The organism is Enterococcus sp. BWR-S5 (genome assembly GCF_016745255.1).
Taxonomy (GTDB): domain Bacteria; phylum Bacillota; class Bacilli; order Lactobacillales; family Enterococcaceae; genus Enterococcus_L.
This window is the reverse complement of record NZ_JADOEQ010000011.1, coordinates 12090-36207: the sequence shown is the minus strand read 5'-3', so window position 1 is coordinate 36207 and position 24118 is coordinate 12090. Positions and strand designations below refer to the sequence as shown.

26 protein-coding genes are annotated in these 24118 nt (G+C 40.2%); 14 read left to right on the top strand and 12 right to left on the bottom strand.

Translation table 11 applies throughout. The annotated features are described in order from the left end of the window. Positions 1-84 precede the first annotated feature (84 nt). The 7 genes from IW510_RS13025 to IW510_RS12995 form a co-directional block, all read right to left on the bottom strand. Complete coding sequence (locus IW510_RS13025) at positions 85-381, bottom strand: DUF4176 domain-containing protein (protein ID WP_202060348.1); 297 nt, start codon at positions 379-381, stop codon at positions 85-87. A gap of 554 nt (positions 382-935) precedes the next feature. After that, a complete protein-coding gene (locus IW510_RS13020) occupies positions 936-1349 on the bottom strand; it encodes a hypothetical protein (protein WP_202060346.1) in 414 nt (137 codons plus the stop codon). A 64-nt stretch (positions 1350-1413) separates the two neighbouring features. Continuing rightward, positions 1414-1710 carry a DUF4176 domain-containing protein gene (locus IW510_RS13015; protein ID WP_202060344.1) on the bottom strand — a complete coding sequence of 99 codons (297 nt, stop codon included), beginning with the start codon at positions 1708-1710 and terminating at the stop codon, positions 1414-1416. Then, entirely contained in the window at positions 1707-2270 is a 564-nt protein-coding gene (locus IW510_RS13010; RefSeq protein WP_202060342.1) for a hypothetical protein, read from the bottom strand. The genes IW510_RS13015 and IW510_RS13010 overlap by 4 nt, the downstream gene beginning before the upstream one ends. An 11-nt stretch (positions 2271-2281) precedes the next feature. After that, positions 2282-3502, bottom strand: a complete 1221-nt coding sequence (locus tag IW510_RS13005; protein WP_202060340.1) for a T7SS effector LXG polymorphic toxin — start codon at positions 3500-3502, stop codon at positions 2282-2284. A 1-nt stretch (position 3503) separates the two neighbouring features. Next, a complete protein-coding gene (locus IW510_RS13000; RefSeq protein WP_202060338.1) occupies positions 3504-3878 on the bottom strand; it encodes a DUF3958 family protein in 375 nt (124 codons plus the stop codon). Continuing rightward, complete coding sequence (locus IW510_RS12995; protein ID WP_202060336.1) at positions 3875-4171, bottom strand: TIGR04197 family type VII secretion effector; 297 nt, start codon at positions 4169-4171, stop codon at positions 3875-3877. Before IW510_RS12995 ends, IW510_RS13000 begins: the two co-directional genes overlap by 4 nt. A 251-nt stretch (positions 4172-4422) precedes the next feature. Between IW510_RS12995 and IW510_RS12990 the strand changes: the two genes are divergently transcribed. The 10 genes from IW510_RS12990 to IW510_RS12945 all read left to right on the top strand — a co-directional run bounded on the left by IW510_RS12990 (position 4423) and on the right by IW510_RS12945 (position 15047). Next, complete coding sequence (locus tag IW510_RS12990; RefSeq protein WP_202060334.1) at positions 4423-5358, top strand: cation diffusion facilitator family transporter; 936 nt, start codon at positions 4423-4425, stop codon at positions 5356-5358. Positions 5359-5659: 301 nt separating this feature from the next. Further along, complete coding sequence (locus tag IW510_RS12985) at positions 5660-6646, top strand: LacI family DNA-binding transcriptional regulator (protein WP_202060332.1); 987 nt, start codon at positions 5660-5662, stop codon at positions 6644-6646. 71 nt (positions 6647-6717) lie between these two features. Then, entirely contained in the window at positions 6718-7446 is a 729-nt protein-coding gene (locus IW510_RS12980; RefSeq protein ID WP_202060330.1) for a sugar phosphate isomerase/epimerase family protein, read from the top strand. Beyond that, positions 7447-8421 carry a sugar kinase gene (locus IW510_RS12975; RefSeq protein WP_202060328.1) on the top strand — a complete coding sequence of 325 codons (975 nt, stop codon included), beginning with the start codon at positions 7447-7449 and terminating at the stop codon, positions 8419-8421. Next, positions 8418-9038, top strand: coding sequence for an orotidine 5'-phosphate decarboxylase / HUMPS family protein (locus tag IW510_RS12970; protein WP_202060326.1), 621 nt, complete (start codon positions 8418-8420; stop codon positions 9036-9038). Before IW510_RS12975 ends, IW510_RS12970 begins: the two co-directional genes overlap by 4 nt. Beyond that, on the top strand, positions 9035-9577 hold the full coding sequence (hxlB, locus tag IW510_RS12965; RefSeq protein ID WP_202060324.1) for a 6-phospho-3-hexuloisomerase: 543 nt from the start codon (positions 9035-9037) through the stop codon (positions 9575-9577). Before IW510_RS12970 ends, hxlB begins: the two co-directional genes overlap by 4 nt. A 13-nt stretch (positions 9578-9590) precedes the next feature. Continuing rightward, entirely contained in the window at positions 9591-10874 is a 1284-nt protein-coding gene (locus tag IW510_RS12960; RefSeq protein WP_202060322.1) for a gluconate:proton symporter, read from the top strand. A 90-nt stretch (positions 10875-10964) separates the two neighbouring features. Then, entirely contained in the window at positions 10965-13082 is a 2118-nt protein-coding gene (locus tag IW510_RS12955; RefSeq protein WP_202060320.1) for a hydantoinase/oxoprolinase family protein, read from the top strand. After that, positions 13079-13723 carry a hypothetical protein gene (locus tag IW510_RS12950; protein WP_202060318.1) on the top strand — a complete coding sequence of 215 codons (645 nt, stop codon included), beginning with the start codon at positions 13079-13081 and terminating at the stop codon, positions 13721-13723. Before IW510_RS12955 ends, IW510_RS12950 begins: the two co-directional genes overlap by 4 nt. A 334-nt stretch (positions 13724-14057) precedes the next feature. Next, on the top strand, positions 14058-15047 hold the full coding sequence (locus IW510_RS12945) for an aldo/keto reductase (protein ID WP_202060316.1): 990 nt from the start codon (positions 14058-14060) through the stop codon (positions 15045-15047). Between the two features lie 76 nt (positions 15048-15123). Here IW510_RS12945 and IW510_RS12940 read toward each other — a convergent pair whose 3' ends face one another. Both IW510_RS12940 and IW510_RS12935 read right to left on the bottom strand, forming a co-directional pair. Further along, positions 15124-15573, bottom strand: a complete 450-nt coding sequence (locus IW510_RS12940) for a GNAT family N-acetyltransferase (RefSeq protein ID WP_202060314.1) — start codon at positions 15571-15573, stop codon at positions 15124-15126. Positions 15574-15719: 146 nt separating this feature from the next. Continuing rightward, on the bottom strand, positions 15720-16196 hold the full coding sequence (locus tag IW510_RS12935) for a glutathione peroxidase (protein WP_202060312.1): 477 nt from the start codon (positions 16194-16196) through the stop codon (positions 15720-15722). Between the two features lie 164 nt (positions 16197-16360). Between IW510_RS12935 and scrK the strand changes: the two genes are divergently transcribed. The 3 genes from scrK to efp all read left to right on the top strand — a co-directional run bounded on the left by scrK (position 16361) and on the right by efp (position 18394). Further along, positions 16361-17251, top strand: coding sequence for a fructokinase ScrK (scrK, locus tag IW510_RS12930; RefSeq protein ID WP_202060310.1), 891 nt, complete (start codon positions 16361-16363; stop codon positions 17249-17251). Between the two features lie 33 nt (positions 17252-17284). Then, complete coding sequence (locus IW510_RS12925; protein WP_202060307.1) at positions 17285-17722, top strand: hypothetical protein; 438 nt, start codon at positions 17285-17287, stop codon at positions 17720-17722. Positions 17723-17833: 111 nt separating this feature from the next. Continuing rightward, the gene (gene efp / locus IW510_RS12920) at positions 17834-18394 is read left to right on the top strand and encodes an elongation factor P (RefSeq protein WP_086350768.1); all 561 of its coding nucleotides are present in this window, start codon (positions 17834-17836) and stop codon (positions 18392-18394) included. A 280-nt stretch (positions 18395-18674) separates the two neighbouring features. On the opposite strand, the gene IW510_RS12915 is transcribed toward efp, so the two are convergent. Continuing rightward, complete coding sequence (locus IW510_RS12915) at positions 18675-20126, bottom strand: NAD-dependent succinate-semialdehyde dehydrogenase (protein WP_202060305.1); 1452 nt, start codon at positions 20124-20126, stop codon at positions 18675-18677. A 178-nt stretch (positions 20127-20304) separates the two neighbouring features. On the opposite strand from IW510_RS12915, the gene IW510_RS12910 reads away from it, so the two are divergent. Next, positions 20305-20643 (top strand): thioredoxin family protein, encoded by a 339-nt coding sequence (locus IW510_RS12910; RefSeq protein ID WP_202060303.1) that lies wholly within the window; start codon positions 20305-20307, stop codon positions 20641-20643. A 225-nt stretch (positions 20644-20868) separates the two neighbouring features. On the opposite strand, the gene IW510_RS12905 is transcribed toward IW510_RS12910, so the two are convergent. Both IW510_RS12905 and IW510_RS12900 read right to left on the bottom strand, forming a co-directional pair. After that, entirely contained in the window at positions 20869-23049 is a 2181-nt protein-coding gene (locus tag IW510_RS12905) for a transglutaminase family protein (RefSeq protein WP_202060301.1), read from the bottom strand. Further along, positions 23046-24116 carry a DUF58 domain-containing protein gene (locus IW510_RS12900; RefSeq protein ID WP_202060299.1) on the bottom strand — a complete coding sequence of 357 codons (1071 nt, stop codon included), beginning with the start codon at positions 24114-24116 and terminating at the stop codon, positions 23046-23048. The genes IW510_RS12905 and IW510_RS12900 overlap by 4 nt, the downstream gene beginning before the upstream one ends. Positions 24117-24118: the final 2 nt, after the last annotated feature.

Sequence of the window (24118 nt, the reverse complement as noted above, 5' to 3'; positions counted from 1 at the left end):
AAGAACTGTTCTGGAAAATAAATTAATAGAAAAAACAAAAAACCAGTAGAGATGAGGTTGCTTTTCTCTACTGGTTTTTCTTTGCTAATCTGGAAAATCAAATTTGGGATAAGTAATATTCTTGATTTCCTCATGAATACGTATTTGTAAATCCTTCTCTGTGTCGTTGATGAACCCTTCAAACAATACTTTTTCTATGTCCTCAGTATTAAAAAAGAAATTTTCCTGAGATGTTTGACCTTGTGGGTATAAACAACCTGCATAATCAAAATAGCCAATCGCTCCTTGTTTATTATATAAAGGGAAACGAGACGTAATCATTAGCAGTTGTTCTTTTTCTCTACTTAATTGAATAATTGATCCTATTGGTAAAATAGTCATTTTCTTTCCTCCAGTGTTTTAAATACCTTTTTTCGTTGTCGATAATTTATTATGTCCCATATATATGACAGAATAGGGATAAGCAAAAGTAATTGAATAAAATTTCGAGCGTTTTTTTCATAGTAAAAATATATTAGATAAACAATTATTAATATGAAAAGTAATATTAATAAACATATACCAGCTTTAATTGAGCGTCTTCCTTGGACAAGAAATTCATTTAACTCAATAGAAGAAATATCTGTTTGTTTAAACGAATCTGCTTTTTCAGCACGGATTCCTATTTGCTTCATTAAGAAGCTAAATATAGCACATATTGCTATTCCGATACTAATTAGAAAAAAATAATTTTCAGAAAGAAAAATTGTTTCTAATGATTGAAGTAGCTCCCGCATGATAACCGTACCAATAAGGATTGCTCCTCCAAGACTTCCAAATGATTTTCCAGATTTTTCGACATAATTTTTATTTTTGCTATCAAAATATAGAGCTATTGTTCTATCATTGTTATTGCCAACAAAAATATATCTCTTTTTTTGAACATGTTCCTTCTCCTAACTAAACAATTTTCCTTTATTATCGTACAAAGCATCCAATTTTTCATTTATAGCACTTCCTATGATAATTCCAATGCCAACACCAATTAATGTTGGAGTAGTTACAGATAAAAAGAGACTTAACCCAATACCAATTATGATACCAGACATTGCATGAATAGCGGTTTTATTAACTGCATCCACAGCATTTTCTCCGTCTGCAATCTGTCTTACAAAATCAATAGCACAACCAATTACAGGCATTGCTTTCCCCAAGTTCTTATAAACTGTTCCACCTATATGCAGTGCTGAACCGATTTCTGTTCCTACATTTCTTGCACTGGCATTATAGAAACTCATAGCTATTGATTGTCCGTGTTTGTTGAAATACTCCTCAATAGCTGACAAAGAAAAATCTTGAACTAGCCCCATGCCATTTTCTTTTAAAAATTACAGTAGAGATGAGTGTTATCATTCTCTGCTGTTTTTCTACTTGTTAATCTGGAAAATCAAATTTCGGATACGTAATATTTTTAATCTCCTCATGAATGCGTAGCTGTAACGCGTTCTCGGTTTCATTAATGAAACCCTCAAATAATACTTTCTCTATATCCTCAGTGTTGAAAAAGAAATTCTCTTGTGAAGTTTGTCCCTGTGGATATAGGCAGCCTGCATAATCAAAGTAGCCGATTTCTCCTTGTTTATTATATAAGGGGAAACGAGACGTAACCATTAGAAGCTGCTCTTTTTCTTTACTTAGTTGGATAATTGATCCTATTGGTAAAATTTTCATTTTTTCCTCTCTATCTCACTTCTATTTTTCAACATTCTAAAACACTGCTTTCTTCTTTTATGATCCATAAAATCTGACAATACAAAAAATAGTACGATACTTATAGGGATTAACAAGAAAGATTCTGCATTTTTGCTAAAATAAAACACCATGGGACAAACACACATTAATAACAATAAAAATATTTTTATTGCAACATCAGATTTCATCATCTTTTCAGATTCATTCACAATTCTCTCTACTTCATCAATTGAAATACTCACGCTTTTAAATGTTTGTTTTTCAATTGATTTTGTTATAGCTTTACTTCCTAAAACGCTCAATATTGCTCCTATTCCTGCACCGATACTTAACCATAGTATATAATTTTCTGAGATATAGACTTGTTTTAAGGGACGAAATAGAAAGCTTATTATAGCAGTACCCAAGATAGTTACTCCTACAAAATTTATATTCTTTTTATCTTGTCTGATCACAAATTTTTGCTTGATTAAGTCAAAAAATATAACTTCTGTCTTATTGTTTCTATGACCGATAAGCACGTATTGTTTCTCCGTCATGCTTCTTCCTCCTATTTAAATAGACTGCCAAAAAAATTACCAGCTGATTCCAAACCCTTTCCAATTATACTTGGAGCGTTATCATAAATTGTGTCAATTACTGTATTCGCAATAAAACCTACAGCAACTGTTGCAACCACACCTACCCATACAGGAGCTAATGAGATTGAAGTCCCTGCAATTACAGTCCCCACAATAACCCCCGAAACGGCATGGAGAATAGTTTTATTCGTTGCATCAACTAAATTTTCTCCGTCATTTACTTGGCTGCCAAAGTCCAGAGCAGCCCCAATAAACGGCATTGCTTTTCCTAGATTTTTAGAGACAGACCCACCAATATGCAGTGCTGATCCAATTTCTGTACCTACATTTCTTGCGCTAGCACTATAAAACCTTGAGGCAATAGCCTCTCCGTGGTTATTGAAATATTCTTCAATTCCAGATAGTGACACATCTTGAACTATACCCATTCCGTTTTCTGTAAAAAATGATTGAATAACATTCGCTTTTTCTTTCTCACTGGCATTTGCTAATTGAGCCTGCAATTCTGCTTTTTCCTGTTCAGAAAGCTTGTCCATATATTTTTCAAGTTCTTTTTCTTTGTTCTCTGTATGCTCTTTCCACTTCTCATTCAGCGGTTTAGTCCATGATAAATTGACTCTACTCATATCGAATGTCCCAGTGCTGGCATTCCATGCTTGGCTGTTCCCAACAGATGCTAGTCCTTGATTTACCATGTCCTGTAGCGATTCAACGTTTGAAAAGATTGAAGCAGATTTAGCGTTAAATTCTCTTAGATTTTTTAGCTTTTCTTCAAGCTTTGCAATAAGTGCTTGGGTTCTCATAATACTTTTTTCCATATGTGGGTCTGCTTCTTCTGCTTTTGCTAAGGCATCAATAGCTGCATATTGGGCTTTCAATACGTTACCACCATCAGCAATTTGTTGGATGAGTTTTTCTTCTTCAACATCACAGCTATCCACCATAGATTCAAATTTTTCTGGGAAACTACGATGGGCCTCTGCCAATGCTTCACACATCATCTTTAGTCCATTAACTAATGGGGGATAAACCGCATTAAAATAGCTTTTTGCAGATTCATATGTTTTTCCTGATAACGGGGCGTTGAGAAATGAATGGCAACTGTCTGTTATAGAGCCAAGAGCACCATTATAAGCATTTGCCAGTTGAATCGCACTATTTGATTGACTCCTTACTTCCCCTAGATACATGTTAAGTGACATCCGTATTATTCCTTTCACTAGTTGATAATTTTGTTTTTTCTTTTTGTAACACTTCTTCTTTCTCTACTAACTGTTCATATTCTTGTCGCAATTGCTGAGAGTATTCTTCTAATCGCTCATTACTGTATCGCTTAGATTCACGCTGATCTTCGTCCATTTCATTCAACATAGGTGCTAAGTCAGAATGGTGCCATGAATCAAAAATAAGAGATAGGAACTGTTCTTCCTTAAAATAGGCTTCATTTACCGAATCTTCCAGTTCTGTATAGTCTCGTAATTTCTTATCTATATCATCTAATTGTTCTTCTGTTATCCTCAAATCTTTCAGTATCTGAGACTCTTTCTCGAATTCTTCATTCCTCATGGCAACCGTAGGTCCTCTATTGGATTGAAGGTATTAGACTGTTCTTGATCGATTCTTGCAAACTCAGAAGCAACCGAAGTAATATTACCAATGTCTCCATTAAAGGAAGTAACGAGACTTTGAATTGCTTGTTGTGCTTTTTGGATGGTTTGACTGGCATTTGTATTTCCTGTAATCGTTGTTCGGCTTGCTTCAGAATTAGAGTGTTGAACCGAAGCTAATTTGTTTGATGCTTGAGACATTCTGTCCGCTTGCTGAGAAGCAACAGATAATGTACTTTTTAATTGTCCCATAATGTTCCACCTTCCATTTCATTTACTTGATGTTGAAACTCCTATAGCAATAAGTTTATCATAGCCTTATTCTTATGACTATATTTTTTGGACATTAAGAAATGTCTCGCTGATATAATCTTCGTTACTAATAACAAATCAACACTAGTTGGTACAGTCCATACTAATCGGCAAATTTGAAAGTGTGTATACTTTTCCAAAACTTTTTTGTGGTGCTATAATTCGATTGAAAAGAACGGAGGGGTCAGGTCATGACAGAACAACAATCGAATGGCATGTTTGCGGTACTTGCTGCGTTAGGTGCAAATATTTTGGTAGCAATCAGTAAATTTGTTGGGTATGCACTGAGCGGAAGTGCGGCAATGCTCAATGAAAGTATCCATAGTGTGGTGGATTGCAGCAATCAAATTTTACTATTATTTGGCAACAAGCGTGCCGGACGCGGGCAAAGTGAGCTTCATCAATTTGGTGAAGGACGAGCAAAGTATTTCTTTAGTACAATCGTGGCTACTATGCTGTTCTTTGGTGGTGGTGCGCTAGGCGTCATGGAAGCTATTGAAAAGCTGCTTCATCCATCCCATGATGTTGAGAATCCCTGGCTGGTTATTGGTATATTAATCTTTGGTATGATTGTTGAGGGCAGCTCGTTGCGCATTGCAATGAAGGAAATCCGGGTATTGAATACGGAAAAGCTATCTGTGATGAGATTTCTACGTGAAAGTCGCCATAGTGAGATTTTGATTATTTTTACAGAGGATTTCTGTGCCGTGATTGGTTTGCTGATTGCACTTTTAGGAACAGTTGCAACGATGGTTACAGGGATTGCGATGTTTGATGCGATTAGTGGTTTGCTGATTGGTTTATTGTTGATGTTTGCAGCAGTTTTTCTAGCAAAGGAATTCTACAGTTTGATTATTGGAGAAAGTGTAACCGCCGGTGATTTAACCAAAATCAAGCAAGCATTTATTCGTGATGAAGTCGATCGTCTAATAGATGTTAAAACCGTTCACCTTAGCCCCTCTGAAATTCTTGTTGCTGCAAAGATCGATGTGGAGGATGTCTATGAAGATGTCGCCTATGATGTTGTAAACACGATTGAGCGGGAGATTCGGCAGACACTTCCAGATAAAAAGCTTTATATCTATATTGAAACAGATAAGTATGACCCCAATTATCGGCGAGTATAGAGATAATTTTCTGTGATATATTGTCAGTTTTCCTATCGTTGAAACAGTTCTTCCAATGATGGGAGGCTGTTTTTTTATTTTCTTCATAGTAAATAAACAGGCAGAAAAGTGTATCAATGAAAAGCTAAGAGCTTAAACGATTTTCCTCTATTCTATAGTAAAATGAGCAAAGAACGAGAGAGAAACCGATTTCCAAAAGTATCAGTTATTTAATCACTTTTCCCAAAAAATCAGTTGCTTTTATAAAAGAAAACGCTTACTATTGAATTAAGGAAACCGGTACCCAAGGAGTGAATAAACATTGAAAGAAAACATTACGATTTCAGATGTTGCCGCAAAAGCAGGTGTTTCAAAGGCAACGATTTCCAGATATTTGAATGGAAAATACAATCATATGTCTGAGAAGACAAAAAAGAAAATCGAACAGGTGATTGCAGAGCTTGAGTATCGTCCAAGCAAGCAGGCACAACAGCTGAAATCAAAACGAAGCTCATTAATCGGTATCATTGTTGCCGATATAGAAAACTTATATTCCTCTTACCTTATCAAGGCTGTACAGGAGGTTTGCTTAGAAAAGGGTTATCAGATGATTATCATGAGTACCGATAACTCGCCGGAGGAAGAACAGCGCGCCTTGGTTCAGCTGTTGGATCAGAATGTGGAAGGAATTTTGCTGCAGCCGGTGGCAACTCAACTGGAAAGCTTCTCCATTTTATCAGAAGCAGGAATCCCTGTTGTGCTGTTGGATCGATCACTGAATACCTTTAAATGGACGACGGTTCGTTCAAATAACTATGGCATTACGAAGCAACTAGGTGAGCTGATAGCTGAAAAAGGTTATGAAAAAATTGTCCATGTGACTGAACCGCTTGATAATCTGAGTGTCCGCCTTGAAAGGTATGAGGCGATGAAACACAAATCAATGGAGCATAACATGGAAATCGAGCTGATTGAGATACGCAAGAATGAGCAACAGGTAGCGAGCTACTTGGAAAGTCATTCGTTGGATAAAAAGACCGCATTTTTCGCGGCAAACGGGAATGCGCTATACGAGGTGATTGCGACCTTACAGAACGCAGGTATTCAATTTCCGAAAGAGTGCGGTGTCTGCGGATATGATGATTGGTTCTGGGCAGAGTTGATTACACCGGGAATCACAACGATTCATCAAGATCCGTTTAAAATAGGAAAGCGTTCAGCTGAAATTCTCTATGAGATTATTGCCGGGGAACTAATTGAAGAGCAAATTGAGATCCCATCACAACTACATATTAGAGGTTCTTTATAAGAACTTCTTTTTACACTTTTTGGAAACCGGTTTCCAAAAAAACAACCGAAACTAGAAAAGGAGGAGAAGCAATGACGAAGATTTTCATCAACACCATTGTAAAAGAAGAGCATCTTTCTCAAAGAGAATTTATTCAACAATTAAGTGAATTACAGCTTCCGATAGCAGGAGTAGAGATTAGAAGAGAGCTGCTTTCAGATACAGTGGAAGAACGGGAAAAGGAGCTGTTGGCGATCGCCGAGCTGGCAAAGAGAAACAATTGGACAATGATGTATTCAGTACCGGAATCGTTGTTTTTGAAAGAACAGATTAATCCAGCGTTCGCTACTTGGTTGGAGGAATTGCATTTGCTTCATGGTGTATCTATGAAGGTGAACACAGGAGATGTTGCCAGTATCCTATCAAGTGATAGCAGGCAGCTGAGGGAATTGATAGAGAAGACAGGAATTAAAGTGACCATTGAGAACGATCAGACAATTGAAAATGGGACGTTTGCAGCGACAAAACAAGCACTGGAAAATATCAATAAGTCAGGACTGCCAATCGGTTATACCTTTGATGTAGGAAATTGGCTGGTGATGAAGGAGTCGCCGGAAAAAGCATATCAGGAGCTGCAGCAAGCAATTGATGTGATTCATCTAAAGAATATGAATGAAAAGCAACAACCAGTTCTTTTGGATGAAGGAACAGTGGAATGGACACAGTTTATTAAAAATCAGGAAATTATCGTTCTTGAATACCCGATGAAATCATCTGAACTGCCAAAGCAAATTAACCGTGTCATAGAGGAGGGAAATTGAATGGGAAAGATCGTAATGATTGGAGAACCAATGGCAATGTTCGTCGCCAAAACAGCCGGTAAGTTAAAGGATGTTAGGGATTTTCAAATGTTTACAGCTGGGGCAGAGGTAAATGTCTCTGTGGGAGCTGTTCGCTTGGAGCATGAGGTGGAGTATATCACGCAATTGGGGAAAGACCCTTTCGGTGAATACATTCAGGAATACCTTGAGCAGGAAGGGATAGGCACAAAATTTATTCAAACAACGGCAGATTTTCCTACTGGTTTTCAGTTGAAAAATAAGGTGGAAAAAAATGATCCGGAGGTTGTCTATTTTCGAAAAGGCTCTGCTGCTTCGCATTTAGGAAAGGAACTTGTAGAAAAAATTGATTTTTCAGATGTAGATATTTTCCATGTCACGGGTATATTTATGGCATTAAATGAGACCACTTATGAATTGATTAAGGCCTTAGTCATTAAGGCGAAAGAACAGGGTGTGTTGATTACTTTTGATCCGAATTTGCGCCCAACGTTATGGGAAAGTCAAAAGTTGATGGTTGAACGAATAAATGAAATCGCTTCCTTTGCGGATTATGTACTTCCCGGTATTGGTGAAGGATTTATACTGACGGGTTATGCGGAGAAAGAAGAAATTGCTGATTTCTATTTGGAACAGGGAGCAAAAGGGGTAATTGTCAAGGCTGGTTCAAATGGTGCCTATGCGAAATGTCTTTTGGCAGATGGCAGTATTTTTGAAGAGAATAGGTATGGCTTCAAGCTGCAGCAAGTTGTGGACACGGTTGGCGCAGGTGATGGTTTTGCGGTTGGTGTCATTACCGGTTTATTGGAAAAACTGCCGATGGAGGAAATCCTGACACGTGCTAACGCAATCGGGGCAATTCAGGTGAGCCACATCAGTGATAACGAGAATCTTCCGACACAGGAAAAGCTAGCGGCGTTTATTGACAGTTACACGATAAATGGAGGGATCGAATGAATATTCAAGTGGCAATTGACCGAGTAACATTGGAACAGGCAAAGGTGCTGACAGAACAGCTGAACACAGCCGATATCATCGAAATCGGAACATCGCTGACGAAAGATTATGGATTGGCATGTGTTCATGAGCTGCTTCCGTATAAAGGCGAAGCAAAGCTGTTGGCTGATATCAAGACGATTGATGAGGGTGCTTATGAATTTCGGCAGTATTTTGAAGCCGGAGCGGATATCCTGACAGTAATGGGTGCAAGTGCAGTTGCTACGTTAGACAGCTGCTACGAAGTGACGCAGGATTTTGGGAAAGAGATGCTGATTGATTTACTGGAATGTTCAGATGAAAAAATTGCGAAAATCAGTCATTATCCAGATGCGATCTACTCACTGCACTTTTCCAGTGATGCCGGCGGTGAACATGATGTTGTGAAGGCATTGCAAGAATTTACTCAAAAGTTCCCGACTATCCGACGATTGGCCTTGGCAGGCGGGCTGACTGCAAAATCTTTAGAAGAGTTGAAGCATACACCATTGGAAATTGGCATTATTGGCGGAGCAGTGACCAAAGCTGACGAACCAAAAGAAGCATTAAATCGAATCATTGAGGTGATAAAAGGATGAAAGAAATGACACAAATTTTGGCTGAAATACAGGAAGTTATCAGTCTGGTGAAAGAAGAACAGGTAGTAGCTGTCAACAAACGCATTCAAAAGGAAAAACGAATCTTCATTCTAGGAGAAGGACGTAGCGGCTTACAGGGAAAAGGCTTTGCTATGCGGTTAATGCATCTTGGCTATCAAGTATACGTTATCGGTGAGACAATCACCCCGTCCATCCAATCCGGCGATTTACTAATAGCAATCTCCGGTTCAGGAACAACAGGAAATATCGTCCAGCTGGTAGAGGGAGCAAAGAAGAAAGGGATAGAGATTATCGGTATTACCAGCGAACCGGCATCCCCGTTGGCTCAGTCGGCAGAGCAGTTGCTGATTATACCGGGTGCGACTAAGACAGGCAGTGGTATCCATTCGATTCAGTTGTTGAGCAGTCTATTCGATCAAACACTGCACATTACCCTTGATTATGTCTGTTTAATGATTAGTAAAAGAGACAATGTAAGTAACGAGGATGCGAAAAAGCAACATTCAAATATGGAATAAAGGAGCGAAAAAAATGGACTTTATTATTGGCGTTATCTTATTGATTACCTACTTTCTATTGATTCGTTTTGCTGCTAAGGGTGGAAACTTGATGGTTGGATTTTTCGTTATGGCAATTATTTGGGTATTTTTCAGTATTATTGGCGGACAACTGACCTGGGATCAAGCCATGGTCGATGTTTTTCAGGGAGGACCGGAAAGCTGGGGAGCTACCGCAGTTATCGTCATTTTCGGGAGCTGGTTCGGACGGATTTTAATCGAAACAGAAATTGCCTCCAGCTTAATTAAAAAGACTGTTGAGCTTAGTGGTGAGAATCCTCTATTTACGACAATTCTTCTGTGTGTTGTTACTACTTTGATTTTTACTTCCACCTTTGGGGCAGGGGCTGTTGTTGCGATTGGTATCATTGTCCTGCCAATTCTGATGTCTCTGGGTGTACCAAAGCCTTTAGCAGTGACCTCCTATCTGATGAGTGTCGGCAGCGGGATGTATGTAAACATTGTATTGTTTAAACAAATGCAGGGAATCTTTACCGACTATCAATACGACTGGAACTATCTGCGTTTTGGTTTCACAGCGTTAGGTGTTCAGCTGTTAATGGTTATCTTGATGTTGATTTTTGGCTTAAGAAAAAAACGTACCTACAACTGGGCAGCTGTTGCTGCGGATATTGAGGAACCAAAGGATGTGCCGATTTTTGCATTGATTACTCCGGTAATTCCAGTAGTATTGGCGATTTTCTTTGGCTGGCAGCCAATCCCGGCATTTATCGTCGCCTCTCTTTATGCCTTAGCGGTCTGCGGTAAGCTGCCGAATTACAAAGATGGCACACGGTTGATTACTCGTACCTTCTATGAAGGTGTCGTCGATGTTGCTTCTCTGCTGGGCTTTCTGTTTATCTTACCAATGTTCAATAAGGCATCTGGTATCGCTGCACCATTTTTCCAAGCAGTAATTGGTGATTTTATTCCAACTAGTACGCTAGTGCTGGCAATCGCTTTTGCCATTTTGATTCCGTTTGGCTTATTCCGTGGACCGTTGACGATTTTTGGAGCGGGGAGTGCAACAGTAGGAATCCTGCAAGGAATGGGTGTTTTCCCTGTAGCATTACTTTTCCCATTAATGTATATTCCAACTATCTCAATGAATCTGTCTACTTGTCCGACACAATCTTGGAACCTTTGGGCATTGAACTATTCTAAGGTAGGCGCAAAAGAGTTCATGCTGACCGGTGTCCCTTGGGGCTGGCTGGCAGGTGCCATTAATGTAATTATTTGTTATTTCATGTTTGGCTAATGTTGAATGACCGTTCAATTGATTTTCCAGACAGTAAAGATGTTCTTTTGACGGAGTGAATACAGACCAGCAGAACAAGGAGGAAGAAGAATGAACAGAGCAGTTCGAGTAGGAATAGATGTTGGCGGCACCCACACAAAGGCTGTTGCTATTGATAATGATACATTTGAGATTTTAGGAATCGGCTCAGTGAAAACGACCCATGATGATGCACTTGGTGTTTCGGCAGGCGTTGTTCAGGCATTTGAAAAGTGCTTAAATGAAAATCATATCGCACCGGAGGAAGTAATGTTTATTGCCCACAGTACGACACAGGCAACCAATGCCCTGTTAGAAGGTGATGTCGCAGTGACTGGTGTAATTGGTATGGGAAACAGCTTTTTGGCAAAGAGACAAGCAGTGATTAAAGATATTATTTTGGATGAAACCGGTAAAAGAAAAATCGTCACGCATAATAAATATATTCCTTTGAAAAAATTCGATCAGAATACAGCCAAACGGACAATCGAAGAGCTGGTAGGCGAGGGAGCAGAAGTGATTGTTGCCTCCAAAGCTTTTGGTGTGGATAACAAAAGAGAAGAGGAAGCAGTAGCCGACATTGGTAAAAGTATGAATATAGAAGTTTCTCAAGCCAGTGATATTAGTAAAATGTACGGCTTATCCAAGCGAACGAGAACTGCAGTAATTAATGCCTCAATTCTACCGAAAATGTTTGAGACCGCTGATAGTACGGAAAATAGTGTTCGGCAAGCAGGCATCAAGGTACCTTTGATGATTATGCGTGGAGATGGCGGGGTAATGGATATCAATGAAATGCGTAAACGTCCGGTACTGACGATGTTGTCCGGTCCGGCTGCTTCTACAGTGGGCGCGCTGATGTATCTAAAAGCATCCAATGCGATTTTCTTCGAGGTTGGTGGTACCAGCACTGATATCGGAGTCATTAAAAATGGACGTCCGATGATTGACTACTCTGTTGTTGGCGGACATAAAACCTTGATTAGTTCACTGGATGTTCACGTCTCCGGCGTTGCAGGCGGCAGTATGGTGCGAGCAGATGGACATAGCGTCGTTGCCGTTGGACCACGTTCGGCGCATATTGCGAAGCTGCCATATGCAGCATTCTCTAAGCCGGAAGAAATCATTGAACCAAAAGTCATTCGTATTCAGCCGTTGGAAAACGATCCGTCTGATTATATTGCGATTGAAGGCGCTGACGGCAAACGTTTTGCCATTACAGTAACCTGTGCAGCCAATGCGCTGAAATTGGTAAAAGAAGGTGACTATTCATTCGGAAGCTATGAGGCTAGTTACAAAGCAGTGAAAGCATTAGCAGATGCGTTGAACCTTTCCGTGGAAGAAACTGCTACTCAGATTATGGATAAAGCCTCTGATGTTGTAATTAAAGTCATCAATTTTCTAGCAGATAAGCATAAAGTGGAACGAAGCCAAATATCTCTTGTCGGCGGAGGTGGCGGTGCAACCTCTTTACTACCGTATACAGCGAAGCGAATGGGGCTTGGCTACGATATTGCCAAGCATGCAGAGGTTATTTCTTCTATTGGTGTTGCGCTGGCAATGGTTCGAGATGTTGTAGAGCGGGTAATACCAAATCCGAATGCACAGGATTTAGAGGATATCCGTAATGAAGCCATTCAATCAGCAACAAAGTCCGGTGCTTCTCCCGAAACGATTGAGGTACAAATGGAGATTGATGCACAAACCAACAAGGTACGAGCAATTGCAACAGGGTCGACAGAAGTGAAAACAACCGACTTAGTTGCAAAAGTTGATGAAACAGAAGCGAAAGCGCTGGTTGCAAAATCCATGCAGGTTTCAGAAGAACAGGTATATCTAATTGAAGAAAATGAGTTTTTCTATTGCTTTGGTACTATGAAGAATGACCAGCAAGAACTGCGGATTATCGATAAAAAAGGCTTCATCAAGGTTCAGCGCGGCGATGGCGAGGCAGTGAAAGCGACGGTCGGCGGTATCCGTAATGTCGTTGATAAATACTGGGAAGATTTAGCTGTTTATAAAAGTGATATCAAGCTGGCTCCGGATATCTATCTTTGTATCGGTGCAAAAGTCGTCGATTATACCGGGATGCTTGAGCTTTCACAGCTTCATATGGTGATGGATACTGAACTGATGCAGCATGGAGGTAGAGAAGAAGTAATTGTTGTCGGCGCAAAGAACAACCTGTGATGAAAGCCTACAAAGAACAACTCCAACAAACATCTGAGCAGCGATTTATTACTATCGCATTTGATAGAGATAGAATTGGCCGGAAATTATCAGAGGTACAGCAAGAGAATCTTTGTCAATTGGCTCAGGCTGAGGGGAACAGACTTGGTACACAGCTAAAGCAGGATTTTCCTGAGCTGCTGCCTAGTGAGATAGCAGAGCTGTTTGGTGTCGATGTGCTGTACAAAGAATATACCATCCATGAAAGCTTCACTTCTATCGGCTATTTTGAAATACCCAACCAAATTGTTGTAAATCAAAAGCTGAAGGAGAAAGATAGCTATTTCAAGGAGCAGGGCTTGCCGAAAATGCAGTTTGAAAACTGGAAAGAAATTGTCATTGCTCACGAGCTGTTTCACTATATTCAAGAGCAAACACCGGAACTTTTTGTGAATCAATATCGGGTAGAGCTTTGGAAGCTGGGACCTTATCATCATCAAAGCAGCTTTTCTCTTTTAGGAGAGCTGGCTGGAATGGCATTTGCAAAATCATTGCTGTCATTAGATTTTTATCCCGGCGTGATTGAGTGGTATCTGCTATATGCTTATTTTCCTGAGAAAATGGTACAGCAGGCAGAGCTGCTATTGAAGGAGACTCAATAAGAGTTTTTAGTAGAAAATTATGTGAACAGCTCTAAACCAGTTGCCTGCAAGAACAGGATAACAGTATCAGCTTAACAGTATTTTTGGAAGAACATTTCTTTGAGTTTAGGGGAGTTTGGAACAGAAATAACGTTCCAAACTCTTCTTCATATCTAAACTCGGTTGAACGGTGCTATAGAGCTCCACCTTGCTTTGAGGATTCCAGCAAAGGGTGGAGCAGAAATGACATTTCGAAGCTGCTCACTTTTGTTCCTGACTCTTTCTTGTTAGTTGCACATGGCATAGGAAAAAGAGATAATTGATTTATCAAAAGATAGTTGGAAAGGGTGTAGAAATGTTTACAGCAAATGAACAGCGATATGATACGGTGGATTATCGAAGAAGCGGTAAGTCGGGTGTCTTGCTTCCGCCAGTCTCTTTGGGATTATGGCGAGGCCATGCGCTTTCGACGCATGAAAAAACCAGAGAATTGGTGCTGGCCGCCTTTGATAAGGGCGTGATCCATTTTGATTTGGCCAACAACTACGGTCTTACGCCTGGCGATTCAGAAAAGGTATTTGGAAAAATCATGACAGAAGAGTTGGCTGCGTACAGAGATGAGTTGATTATCTCTACGAAAGCCGGATTTCTTATGGGGCCGGGACCTTATGGGGAATGGGGATCGAAAAAATATATCACTTCCAGCTTAGATAACAGCTTGAAACGAATGAACCTAGATTATGTTGATATATTCTATACCCATCGTCCTGACCCAAACACGCCGTTTGAAGAAACTGCTGAAGCTTTGGATTTGATTGTTAGGCAAGGAAAGGCTTATTACATTGGGATTTCCAATTATAACACGGCGGAAACGATGGAGATGATTCGTTTGTTCAAGGAACGCCGTACACCTTTCGTTATCCATCAAATGTCCTATAATATGCTGAACAGAGAGCCTAGAGACAGCGGTTTGCTGGAGCTTTTGGACGAGTCGGGTATTGGAGGCATTGCCTATGGTCCATTAGCAGAAGGCTTGTTGACGGATAAATTCAGTCAACATATTCCGGAGGATTTTCCAATTCATCGTACGAACAAACAGTTGTTGGCAGGATCGGCAAGAGAAGTAACACAAAGGCGCTTAGAACAGCTTCGAAAAGTAGCTGAGCAACGTAGACAGTCACTTTCGCAAATGGCTTTAGCTTGGCTGTTGGCTCAGAAGGAAATTACTTCGGTTGTTGTTGGCGCGACCCAGCTGCATCACTTTGAAGACAATTTGGAAGCCTTGGATAATCTTCATTTTTCTGAAGAAGAAGTATTGGCGATTGATAGCATTTTAAATGACTAAGTACTTTGATTAATTGAAAAAAGAGGTTGCGTGCTGAATCGTTCGGCATGCAACCCCTTTTTTGTCTGTCCTACCACTATATCCTCTTTTCCAAGGTATCGTAGCAGAGATAATCGCCATTGTCAGCAAGGATACAGTTAGAGTTCACTTCCTGATATCCTCGATTCAAATAGATAATTTTCGATGGAAGCGAGGCATCCAGGCGGATTAGTTCGCTGTGTGTGGAAATAGTAGCTTCAGCAAACTCAATCAAGGCTCGTCCATAGCCTAAGCCTTGATGCTCAGGCTGGACAAACAAACGGCAAATTTCATTATTTTTCAGTGTAACAGTTCCAAGTAGACCTTCTTTCTCAAGTACAAATACCTGTTGCTGCCGGATGTCTTCAGCAATCCGTTCACTGCTGTGATGTGTAAGAAAGAACGACACCGCACCTTGAGGGTAATAATGGGGATAAATGCTCCGGATGGTTCGGTGTGTTAATTCCCGTATCGCTTGTGTGTCTGCTGCTAAAGCTTGGCGTATCATCAGTAAAGCACCTCCTGCTATTTCTATTACGAAAGAGTATAGCAGAAGAGACATGCCTTGAACAGACGAAAAAAGCTGCTGCCGATATCCTTTGTCAGGATTTGGCAGCAGCTTTTTTTGGTTGTTGATTCCTAAACCAATAGCATTTATTCGTTAAGCAATGTTTCGATATCTTCTTTCATTTTCAAAGGGCTCGTCTGTGGTGCATACCGATTCGCAACCTCACCCTCTTTGTCGATAAGAAACTTGGTGAAATTCCATTTGATAGAGCTGCCTAGAGCTCCTTTTGTCTGTTCCTTCAAATATTTGAATAGTGGTAAGGTTTCTGAGCCGTTGACATGGCATAACTGGTGCATAGGAAAAGAGACTCCATAGGTCAGTCGACAAGATTCTGCCGCCGCTTCACTGCTGTCCAGCTCCTGCTTAAATTGATTTGATGGAAAACCCAAAACAACCAAGCCTTGTTCCTTGTATTCCTTGTACAGCTCTTCTAAATCCTCAAATTGCGGGGCAAGTCCACATTTTGTCGCTGTATTGACAATCACCATGACCTGTCCTTTGTATTTATCTAAAGAATAGGTTTCACCGTTTTCAAGTGTTGCTTCAAAATCATAAACAGACATGTTGTTCACTCCATTCTTTTACTGTCTTATACTATAAGTATAGTACGAAATGCTGATTTCTGCACTTTTCCAAATTTCAAGCAAAAAAGGCAAGACAATAATGGTGTTTTGACTTAAAATAAATGTATAGACTTTTAGCAATGATAGAATCGGAGGATAATGAAATGAGCAGTAAATTACTAGGTAGTATTGAAGCCGGAGGAACGAAGTTTGTCTGTGCGGTTGGCGATTTGAATTTCAAGGTTCAGGCGCAAACTTCTTTTCCTACAGGAAATCCGGAAGAAACAATGGCGAAGGTTATCGACTTTTTCTCCGCATATGATATTTCAGCAATCGGTATAGGCTCTTTTGGTCCGGTAGATATTGATCCAAACTCTGAAAACTATGGAAAAATCCTTGCTACCCCTAAACTGGAATGGCGAGGCTATGATATTTTATCTGCGCTGAAGCAGCGGTTCAAGCTTCCCATTTTTTTAACGACAGATGTAAATGCCAGTGCATTTGGCGAATATACGATGGGCGCGGCAGCAAACGTTGATTCCTGTGTCTATTTTACAGTTGGAACAGGGATTGGCGGCGGCGTGATTCAAAATGGTGAATTTATCGGAGGTCTGACGCATTTGGAAATGGGCCATACCTTCGTAAAAAGACATCCTGACGATACTGATTTCGAAGGGGTTTGTCCATACCATGGTGCCGACTGCATTGAGGGGGCTGCATCTGGTCCTAGCTTACAGGCACGAACAGGATTACGAGGAGAATCAGTGACTGAAGAGCACGACGTCTGGGCTATTGAAGCTTACTATATCGCACAGCTGGCATTTAATACGAGGCTTAATTTTGCGCCGGAAAAAATTATTTTTGGCGGTGGTGTCATGCAGCAGGAGCATTTGATGAGCCGAGTTCGTTCAATTGTTGAAGAGTTGAATAATAGGTATGTTGACATGCCTTCACTAGAGGAATACATTGTCAATCCGCTGATTCCTGAAAATGGCAGTGCAACGGTTGGTAATTTTGCTTTGGCCTTAAGAGCATTGGAAAATAATGGAGAATAGTATATTTTCCGAACAGCGGAAAGAGGGGATGTCATGTTTCAGAAATGGTTCAAAAGGGAAAAGATAGAACCTGCTCCGAAACACCAGAGCTTTTCTGTACAGCTTGATAGAGAAAGTGTCTGCATGGGCGATGATGCCATGAGTCATAAGGGAATAAGGGACTTTCCTTTAGATATCAAAGCTTCTGATTTCATAGAGAAGCTGACTGATTATGTGCCAAATATGAAAAATTCTGTGTGGCTGGTACGGGGCGAAAAGGAGACAATCGGTTATCTCATTTTTGATTCAGCAGGCAAGGCGGAGATAGAGGTTGAAGGAGCAGATGGTTCTTTGAGGAATCGGCTTTCTACAGCGGAAATACCGGCAGTTACATGTATTTATTATTACAATGGAAAATTTTTGTGGGTTGAGGAAGCGTCGGGAGATACTTTATTGGAAAAGGTCAAAGCCGGACGAAAAGCACGAGCTTAGCGTAGCTGGTCATGAGAAATTTATGATCCTTTTATATATTCTCTAGCGTATCAGTCTGTAATTTGCTACAATGAGTGGAGATTATTTTTTTAGAAAAGAGGAATTTAGACAATGATTGCAATCAGTGATCTTAAATCAGGTATGACATTTGAACAAGACGGCAAGCTAATCAAAGTATTGGAAGCCAGCCACCACAAACCTGGTAAAGGAAATACAGTTATGCGTATGAAGCTGAAGGATGTTCGTTCCGGTTCAACAACTGAAACAACAATGCGTCCGGATGATAAAGTGAAAAAAGCGCATATCGACACAAAACCGGCGCAATACCTATACAGCCAAGATGATGTAGCAATTTTCATGGATATGGAAACATATGAGCAATATGAAATTCCAACAGAAACCATTGAAGAAGAATTGAAATATCTTTTGGAAAACATGGAGATAAAAATTCAATTTTACGGTTCTGAAGTGATTGGTATTACGTTGCCAACAACAGTTATCTTGACTGTCGCTGAAACACAGCCTTCTATCAAGGGTGCAACAGTAACAGGTTCAGGTAAGCCTGCAACAATGGAAACAGGACTAGTGGTAAACGTTCCTGACTTCATCGAAAGCGGCGAAAAATTGGAAATCAACACACAAGAAGGTACGTACTTGAAGCGTGCGAAATAAGGGTATGTATTGAAATACAAATAAACACCAGTGAAATGAATGGTTCGTCGTTCATTTCACTGGTGTTTTTGCTGTTCAGGCTGCTATTGCATATCCTTTTCAAGAATAGCAATTCGCTCTTCAAAGCTCAGATTTTTATGTACTTGCTGGAGCATTGCCTGATTTTTTTACAAACGCGGTTTTATTTTTCTTAAAAGATTATATAAATATAGAAAAACTGGTGGAAAAGTTATTGAAAATTACTTTTCCACCAGTAATAGATAATTGTCTATAATAATGATTATGATTTTATAGTAACAAATTTTACAGCGACATATTCTTCCACTCCGTAAGCCCCATTTTCTCTTCCGAAGCCAGAGTGCTTGACGCCGCCAAATGGTGTTGCAGAGTGAGAGATTTCTACATCATTGACACCCACCATACCATAGGCCAAACGTTTACTTACATTTGAGATAGTGTGTATATTATTAGAAAAGAAATAAGATGCTAACCCAAAAGGAGTATCATTGGCTGCTTCGATTACCTCTTCTTCTTCAGTAAAAGAAATCAGTGGAATAACAGGACCGAATGTTTCTTCGTAATAAATATCCATATTAGTAGTAATGTCATCTATTACAGTTGGTTCAAAGAAGAAGCCATCTGCATACGGCTGTTCAGTCATTTTGTTTCCGCCAAATAGCACTGTTGCACCCTTTTCAGTAGCGTCTTTCAGCTGTTTCACTACTTTTTCAAGGCCATCCTGATTAATTAATGGTCCTGTAGTCGGATCATTTAAACCGTTGTCAACGGTCACTTCCTTCATTTGCTCCACAATCATTTTGGTTACTTCCTTCTTGATTGTTTCATGAATAAAGATGCGGTTAGGCGAAGTACACACTTGGCCATTATTTCTAAATTTAGCAGCAATCAAGCTTTTCACAGCTAAATCTAAATCAGCATCAGGGAAAATAATGAACGGTGCATGACCGCCCAACTCCATAGAAACCTTTTTCAGTGTTGCTGCGGCTTGCTCATTCAGCAGTTTACCAATTTCAGTTGAACCAGTAAAGGTCAGCTTTTGAACATCATCTGAGGTAGAGAGCACTTCACCGATTGGTTTTGATTTGCCCAATACAACATTAACAACACCAGCAGGAAATCCAGCTTTATCAAATAGTTCCATTAACGCTAAAGCGGAAAGTGGGGTTTCAGAAGAAGGCTTAAGGACGACAGTACAGCCGGCTGCGATAGCCGGAGCTATTTTTCTAACAATCATATTTGATGGGAAATTCCATGGTGTGATTGCGCCAACGACACCGATGGGTTGCTTTTCTACAAGCCATTGACTGCCAACTGGTGCCGGAATGATGTCACCATAAATGCGTTGTCCTTCACTGGCATTCCAACGCAGATTTTCAACATTTGTCTGAATTTCAGCTAATGCTTGTTTTAATGGTTTACCTTGCTCCATCGTCATGATGGTTGCCAGTCGTTCTTTATCCTCGTCAATCAACGAAGCGACTTTATTCATAAGTGATGCACGTTCTAGAGGTGCTTTTTTTGCCCAATCAGGAAAAGCTTTATTAGCGGCTTTTACAGCTTTCAAGGCCTCCTCTTTTCCACCTTGTTGCACATCGATTAGTGATTTGCCAGTAGCTGGATTAATCACTGATTTTGTTCCTTCACTGCCATTCAGCCACTGTCCATCGATATAGAGACGAGTTTCAACGTTTGGTAAGTCTGTTCTTGCCATTTCGATTCCTCCTTGTCTTCTTATAAAAACCGTAACATAGATAGAAAATGGAAACAAAACAAACGCATATAGCTCACCAGTATTGTTAGCTCTGGATTGACTCCCTCAGGCAACTAGATCGCCTTTTCCCATCAGATTGTGCTATAGTAATGGGGCATTAAGAAAAGGAGCTGATTCAATGGTCAAATTACATCAAATAGAAGCAATTGGTCATTTTATTGAAGCGCATGAGTTTGCGTTTATCTATGTGTCTCAGCCGGATTGCTCTGTTTGCCATTCTGTCTTACCGAAGCTTAAAGAGCTGCTAAAAAGCTATCCTGATATTGCATTGGGAGAAGTAGATGGAGCAGAGGTTCCGCAGGTTACGGCGGCTTACCAAGTGTTTTCAGCACCGACATTACTGTTGTTTATAAATGGCAAAGAATATATACGAGAAGGTCGTTTTGTACAGTTTCAAAAGCTGACATTTGATTTGGATCGTCTTTACACCTTTGGGAAAGAAAACGTTGAGGGATGAAGACAAAATAGGATACACATTCACGGAAAATTGTTTCTATGAATGTGTATTTTTTTTTAAGGGAGAAAACAGTAATGTACTGAGTTGGCTTCTTGAAAGAAAGCCGACCGATTTTGATACGTATATTCGACGTGAATGTGAAGAACATTCATTGAAATAAATGTCAAAGAAGCCCCGGAAGAAAATCAAAAAAGATTTTCTTCCGAGGCTTCAGCCTTAATAATGCTACTTAGAAGAGACCACCAAAAGACTGGCTGTTCGATCCAGTAATGTGTTCCATTCATGAGTGTTCACTGGTTGATTGCTGTAAATCAGTTGCTCGTACAGCTTTGTAAGTGCGAGAAAACTTCCTTCGAACTGAGGGTTCTCCTGTTCAAACTGCTTGGCGAAATGTTCAAGAGGCTCGTTTGTTTCTCTAAAGCAGCGTTTTTCAGCTTCCTTTAAAAGCAGTAAATAAGCTTTTGAATAATCAGTTGGTTTGAATCGTCGATAGAGATAGAAACGAATTGAAAATTGATAATTCTTCAAAAGATACGTGCCAATCAAAACAAGAAGCAAACTGATGCCGCCGCCAATCCATTTGAGTATGGATAACCAGTCAATAGCCGGTGTTGTCGGTTCATTTTTGGTACTGCTGTCACTTGAAGCAGATGGCTGACTGGATTCTCCAGTTTCATTGGTATCGACAGATGTACTTGCTTCCTGACTTTCAGAAGCTGTTGAACTTTCTTGAGACTGTTCGTCAGGTACAGCCGGGTTATTAAAACTCGGTGTTGGCTCAAAGGGAAGCCAGCCATAGCCGTCAAAATAGACCTCCGGCCAAGAGTGAGCGTGACTGTTTCTAATTGTATATTCTTGAAGTCCGTTTTCAGCATTGGTAACTTCGCCGGGAGCAAACCCCTTCGCCCATCTGCTGGGAATTCCTTGTGTACGAAGTAAAATAACCATCGCTGTGGAAAAGTTATCGCAATACCCAACCTTTGAATCAAACAGAAAATGATCGACATAATCCTGATTGTTTGCAGGATACGAAGTATCTGTTTTAGAGTAACGAAACTCCGGACTGGTTTTTAAATATTGCTCAATAGCCTTTACTTTTCCATAGAGGCTTGTCTCGCTATGAGTCAACTCGTTCGCTAATGCGATGGTACGAGCTGATACGCTATCAGGGTAGGTAAGGTCATGGATGGTTAACCCACGTTCAGCGAGAGCTTGCCAATCATTTAGACTGTAGTCGGGGAAGACAACTTGCTGCAGCTCTGCTTCCTCATAAATGGGCTCCTGCCAGAAAAGCTGCAAGTCTTTTGGTGCTTCCTTTAAGTTGATTCGATCTTTTTCCGCGATTTCCTCAACACCGCCGATTCCGCCAAGAGGCAGCTGTATTCTGCCATAAGGCTGCGGCAGATAGGAAACGGCACCTGTGAAGGATAAATCAATAGTTGTTTCGGGTCCTAATGCACCGACATAACTGCTGTCTTCAAGGAGTAATGTCTCTTGGTTTCCAATAAAGTGAAGTGAGCTTGAAAAATTTTCCCATCCTTTTCCGGTATAAGAATCTTTTGTCTCAATACGCCAATAATGAGGCGCCTGCTGCAAGGCGGTAAAGACAACCGTTGTGTCATCAAGTAAAGGACCGCCCAGCTGTTGATCATTCTCACTAAAGCCGCTTTTAGAAAGACCTGACTGCCCATATTGAGCGATATGCTGGTAAAGCCCTTGACCATTAAAATACTCACGAACAGCCCCTGTTTTTATAAACAAGAAGCTTCTAACCTGTGGGACTAATTGCTGAAAGGAATAGGCGCTTCCTATAAGAAATGCCAACACAACTATACTAAGAAGGAGCAGTTGTCCCTTTTTGAACAATTTTATGCCATCAGGCAGCTTTTTCAATTGATGAAAGAGTAATGCTAAGCAGGTGATTAAGATTAGCGAGCTGCCAAGCTGCAACTGGTTAAAGACAGCTAAAAGTAAATGGTATCCGACAATCAATAGATAGCTCAGCCATAGACGCTCATAGTGAATCATTAGTACTGCTAAGGCAATCAGGAAAAAAAGAATAATAACCAAAGCAATCATTTGAGGCATATAATTCAGTTCTCCTGACACAATCTGGTTGTAAGAAAGTACGATTGTGCTAAAGAACGTACCAACCCATTCAAAATTGAAGGGAAGTCCTAACGGAAAGTAACTATATAGCAACACAGCATAACTAATCAGGTAAAGTGGAAAGGTGATTAGAAAATATTTGGACAGCAAGGTAATCAAACAGATAGCTGCCAGCATGCCGGTGAAAAACAGGTTGTTCTCAAGCTGATAGACCTCAAGGAAGGGAGGACTAGCAATCATCAGAATCAAGAAAGCCAATAAAGCGAACAGCCAGTTTTGTGTTACACGCGTCTTCATTGCTGCACCTCCATTGTTTCAATGTCGATGACCTGCTCGTTATATTGGAGATAAAGTCGCTCCGCTTTAAATGTGATAAGCAATAGTTCATTGGTTTTAGATAGTATCTGCAGCTGATTTTCCAAGTGTTGTGTCAGCTCAGGAGCAAAAATAATCAGCTTTTTATTTGAGTGCAAGGGTATGGTTACTTCTTCTGAAAGCGGTTGAAGCGCAGCCAGTATATATTCTTCCGGTATTTCAGAAGGATACTCTGCCAGCAGCTGGGTTGTATAGGGCATTTTTTCACTTAGCTGTTGACTAACAGAGAAAAAAATAGAAAGCAGCTTTTCAAATTGTGTGTGCTGCTGACCATAAAATACGATACAGGTCTTCTGCTCTTGCTCCTGTTCATATTCTTTAACGATTAATTCATTCCTTTTGCTTGATTGCTTCCAATCAATCATCCGTAAAGGATCACCTGATTGGTGTCCACGGAAATTACGAATCATAAAAGTTCGATTTCCCAGGGGTACATAGAAATTCGGCTCAACAAGCAGGATGCCTTGTAATAGCTTACGTGCCAGTTCATCCTCTTGTTTCGGAAGTACTGGAAATTGACCAGTTAGCTGTTGAACAGACTCTTTTGTAATTAGCTTCAGAAAGTCTGTACTGGAAAAAGTGACAGGTAATACCGAAAAATAGCCTCTTGTTTTAGGTGTCCAGTGAAAGGTTAGTTCCTTTCTTTTTCCTGTATAAGCCAAAAAGAATGGGACTTCTTTTTTGTCAGTACTCGGAAAAGCAAGAGTCAGACAATTCAGCGGCAAAAGAAAAGGGCGCATTGCGTATACTTCAGCCATTAATCTGCTGCTGTCTCCAACACGGTAAGTACTATTCTCGAGCATCTCCAGATGAATTTTCTTATGTGCCGGTATCAAGCTTATCAGGTTGCCAATCAGTAAAAAGGAAAGAAAGAAGAGCAGCATCCAGCCACTTGAATTATTAAAAACGACTGCGTAGAGAAATAAAGCAAGATAAAAAAATAAAACCAATGTCGCTCGCAATATATTTTTCAGAGAATGGCTTTTCATTG

Excerpts from the sequence above, each read along its gene's own strand:
- IW510_RS12990 (WP_202060334.1), top strand. The coding sequence starts at position 4,423 with ATGACAGAACAACAATCGAATGGCATGTTTGCGGTACTTGCTGCGTTA.
- IW510_RS12900 (WP_202060299.1), bottom strand. The coding sequence starts at position 24,116 with ATGAAAAGCCATTCTCTGAAAAATATATTGCGAGCGACATTGGTTTTA.
- efp (WP_086350768.1), top strand. The coding sequence starts at position 17,834 with ATGATTGCAATCAGTGATCTTAAATCAGGTATGACATTTGAACAAGAC.
- IW510_RS13010 (WP_202060342.1), bottom strand. The coding sequence starts at position 2,270 with ATGACGGAGAAACAATACGTGCTTATCGGTCATAGAAACAATAAGACA.
- IW510_RS13020 (WP_202060346.1), bottom strand. The coding sequence starts at position 1,349 with ATGGGGCTAGTTCAAGATTTTTCTTTGTCAGCTATTGAGGAGTATTTC.
- IW510_RS13005 (WP_202060340.1), bottom strand. The coding sequence starts at position 3,502 with ATGTATCTAGGGGAAGTAAGGAGTCAATCAAATAGTGCGATTCAACTG.
- IW510_RS12925 (WP_202060307.1), top strand. The coding sequence starts at position 17,285 with ATGTTTCAGAAATGGTTCAAAAGGGAAAAGATAGAACCTGCTCCGAAA.
- IW510_RS13000 (WP_202060338.1), bottom strand. The coding sequence starts at position 3,878 with ATGAGGAATGAAGAATTCGAGAAAGAGTCTCAGATACTGAAAGATTTG.
- IW510_RS12905 (WP_202060301.1), bottom strand. The coding sequence starts at position 23,049 with ATGAAGACGCGTGTAACACAAAACTGGCTGTTCGCTTTATTGGCTTTC.
- IW510_RS12975 (WP_202060328.1), top strand. The coding sequence starts at position 7,447 with ATGGGAAAGATCGTAATGATTGGAGAACCAATGGCAATGTTCGTCGCC.
- IW510_RS12940 (WP_202060314.1), bottom strand. The coding sequence starts at position 15,573 with ATGATACGCCAAGCTTTAGCAGCAGACACACAAGCGATACGGGAATTA.
- scrK (WP_202060310.1), top strand. The coding sequence starts at position 16,361 with ATGAGCAGTAAATTACTAGGTAGTATTGAAGCCGGAGGAACGAAGTTT.
- IW510_RS12915 (WP_202060305.1), bottom strand. The coding sequence starts at position 20,126 with ATGGCAAGAACAGACTTACCAAACGTTGAAACTCGTCTCTATATCGAT.
- IW510_RS12935 (WP_202060312.1), bottom strand. The coding sequence starts at position 16,196 with ATGTCTGTTTATGATTTTGAAGCAACACTTGAAAACGGTGAAACCTAT.
- IW510_RS12945 (WP_202060316.1), top strand. The coding sequence starts at position 14,058 with ATGTTTACAGCAAATGAACAGCGATATGATACGGTGGATTATCGAAGA.
- IW510_RS12960 (WP_202060322.1), top strand. The coding sequence starts at position 9,591 with ATGGACTTTATTATTGGCGTTATCTTATTGATTACCTACTTTCTATTG.
- IW510_RS12995 (WP_202060336.1), bottom strand. The coding sequence starts at position 4,171 with ATGGGACAATTAAAAAGTACATTATCTGTTGCTTCTCAGCAAGCGGAC.
- hxlB (WP_202060324.1), top strand. The coding sequence starts at position 9,035 with ATGAAAGAAATGACACAAATTTTGGCTGAAATACAGGAAGTTATCAGT.
- IW510_RS12910 (WP_202060303.1), top strand. The coding sequence starts at position 20,305 with ATGGTCAAATTACATCAAATAGAAGCAATTGGTCATTTTATTGAAGCG.
- IW510_RS13015 (WP_202060344.1), bottom strand. The coding sequence starts at position 1,710 with ATGAAAATTTTACCAATAGGATCAATTATCCAACTAAGTAAAGAAAAA.
- IW510_RS13025 (WP_202060348.1), bottom strand. The coding sequence starts at position 381 with ATGACTATTTTACCAATAGGATCAATTATTCAATTAAGTAGAGAAAAA.
- IW510_RS12955 (WP_202060320.1), top strand. The coding sequence starts at position 10,965 with ATGAACAGAGCAGTTCGAGTAGGAATAGATGTTGGCGGCACCCACACA.
- IW510_RS12970 (WP_202060326.1), top strand. The coding sequence starts at position 8,418 with ATGAATATTCAAGTGGCAATTGACCGAGTAACATTGGAACAGGCAAAG.
- IW510_RS12980 (WP_202060330.1), top strand. The coding sequence starts at position 6,718 with ATGACGAAGATTTTCATCAACACCATTGTAAAAGAAGAGCATCTTTCT.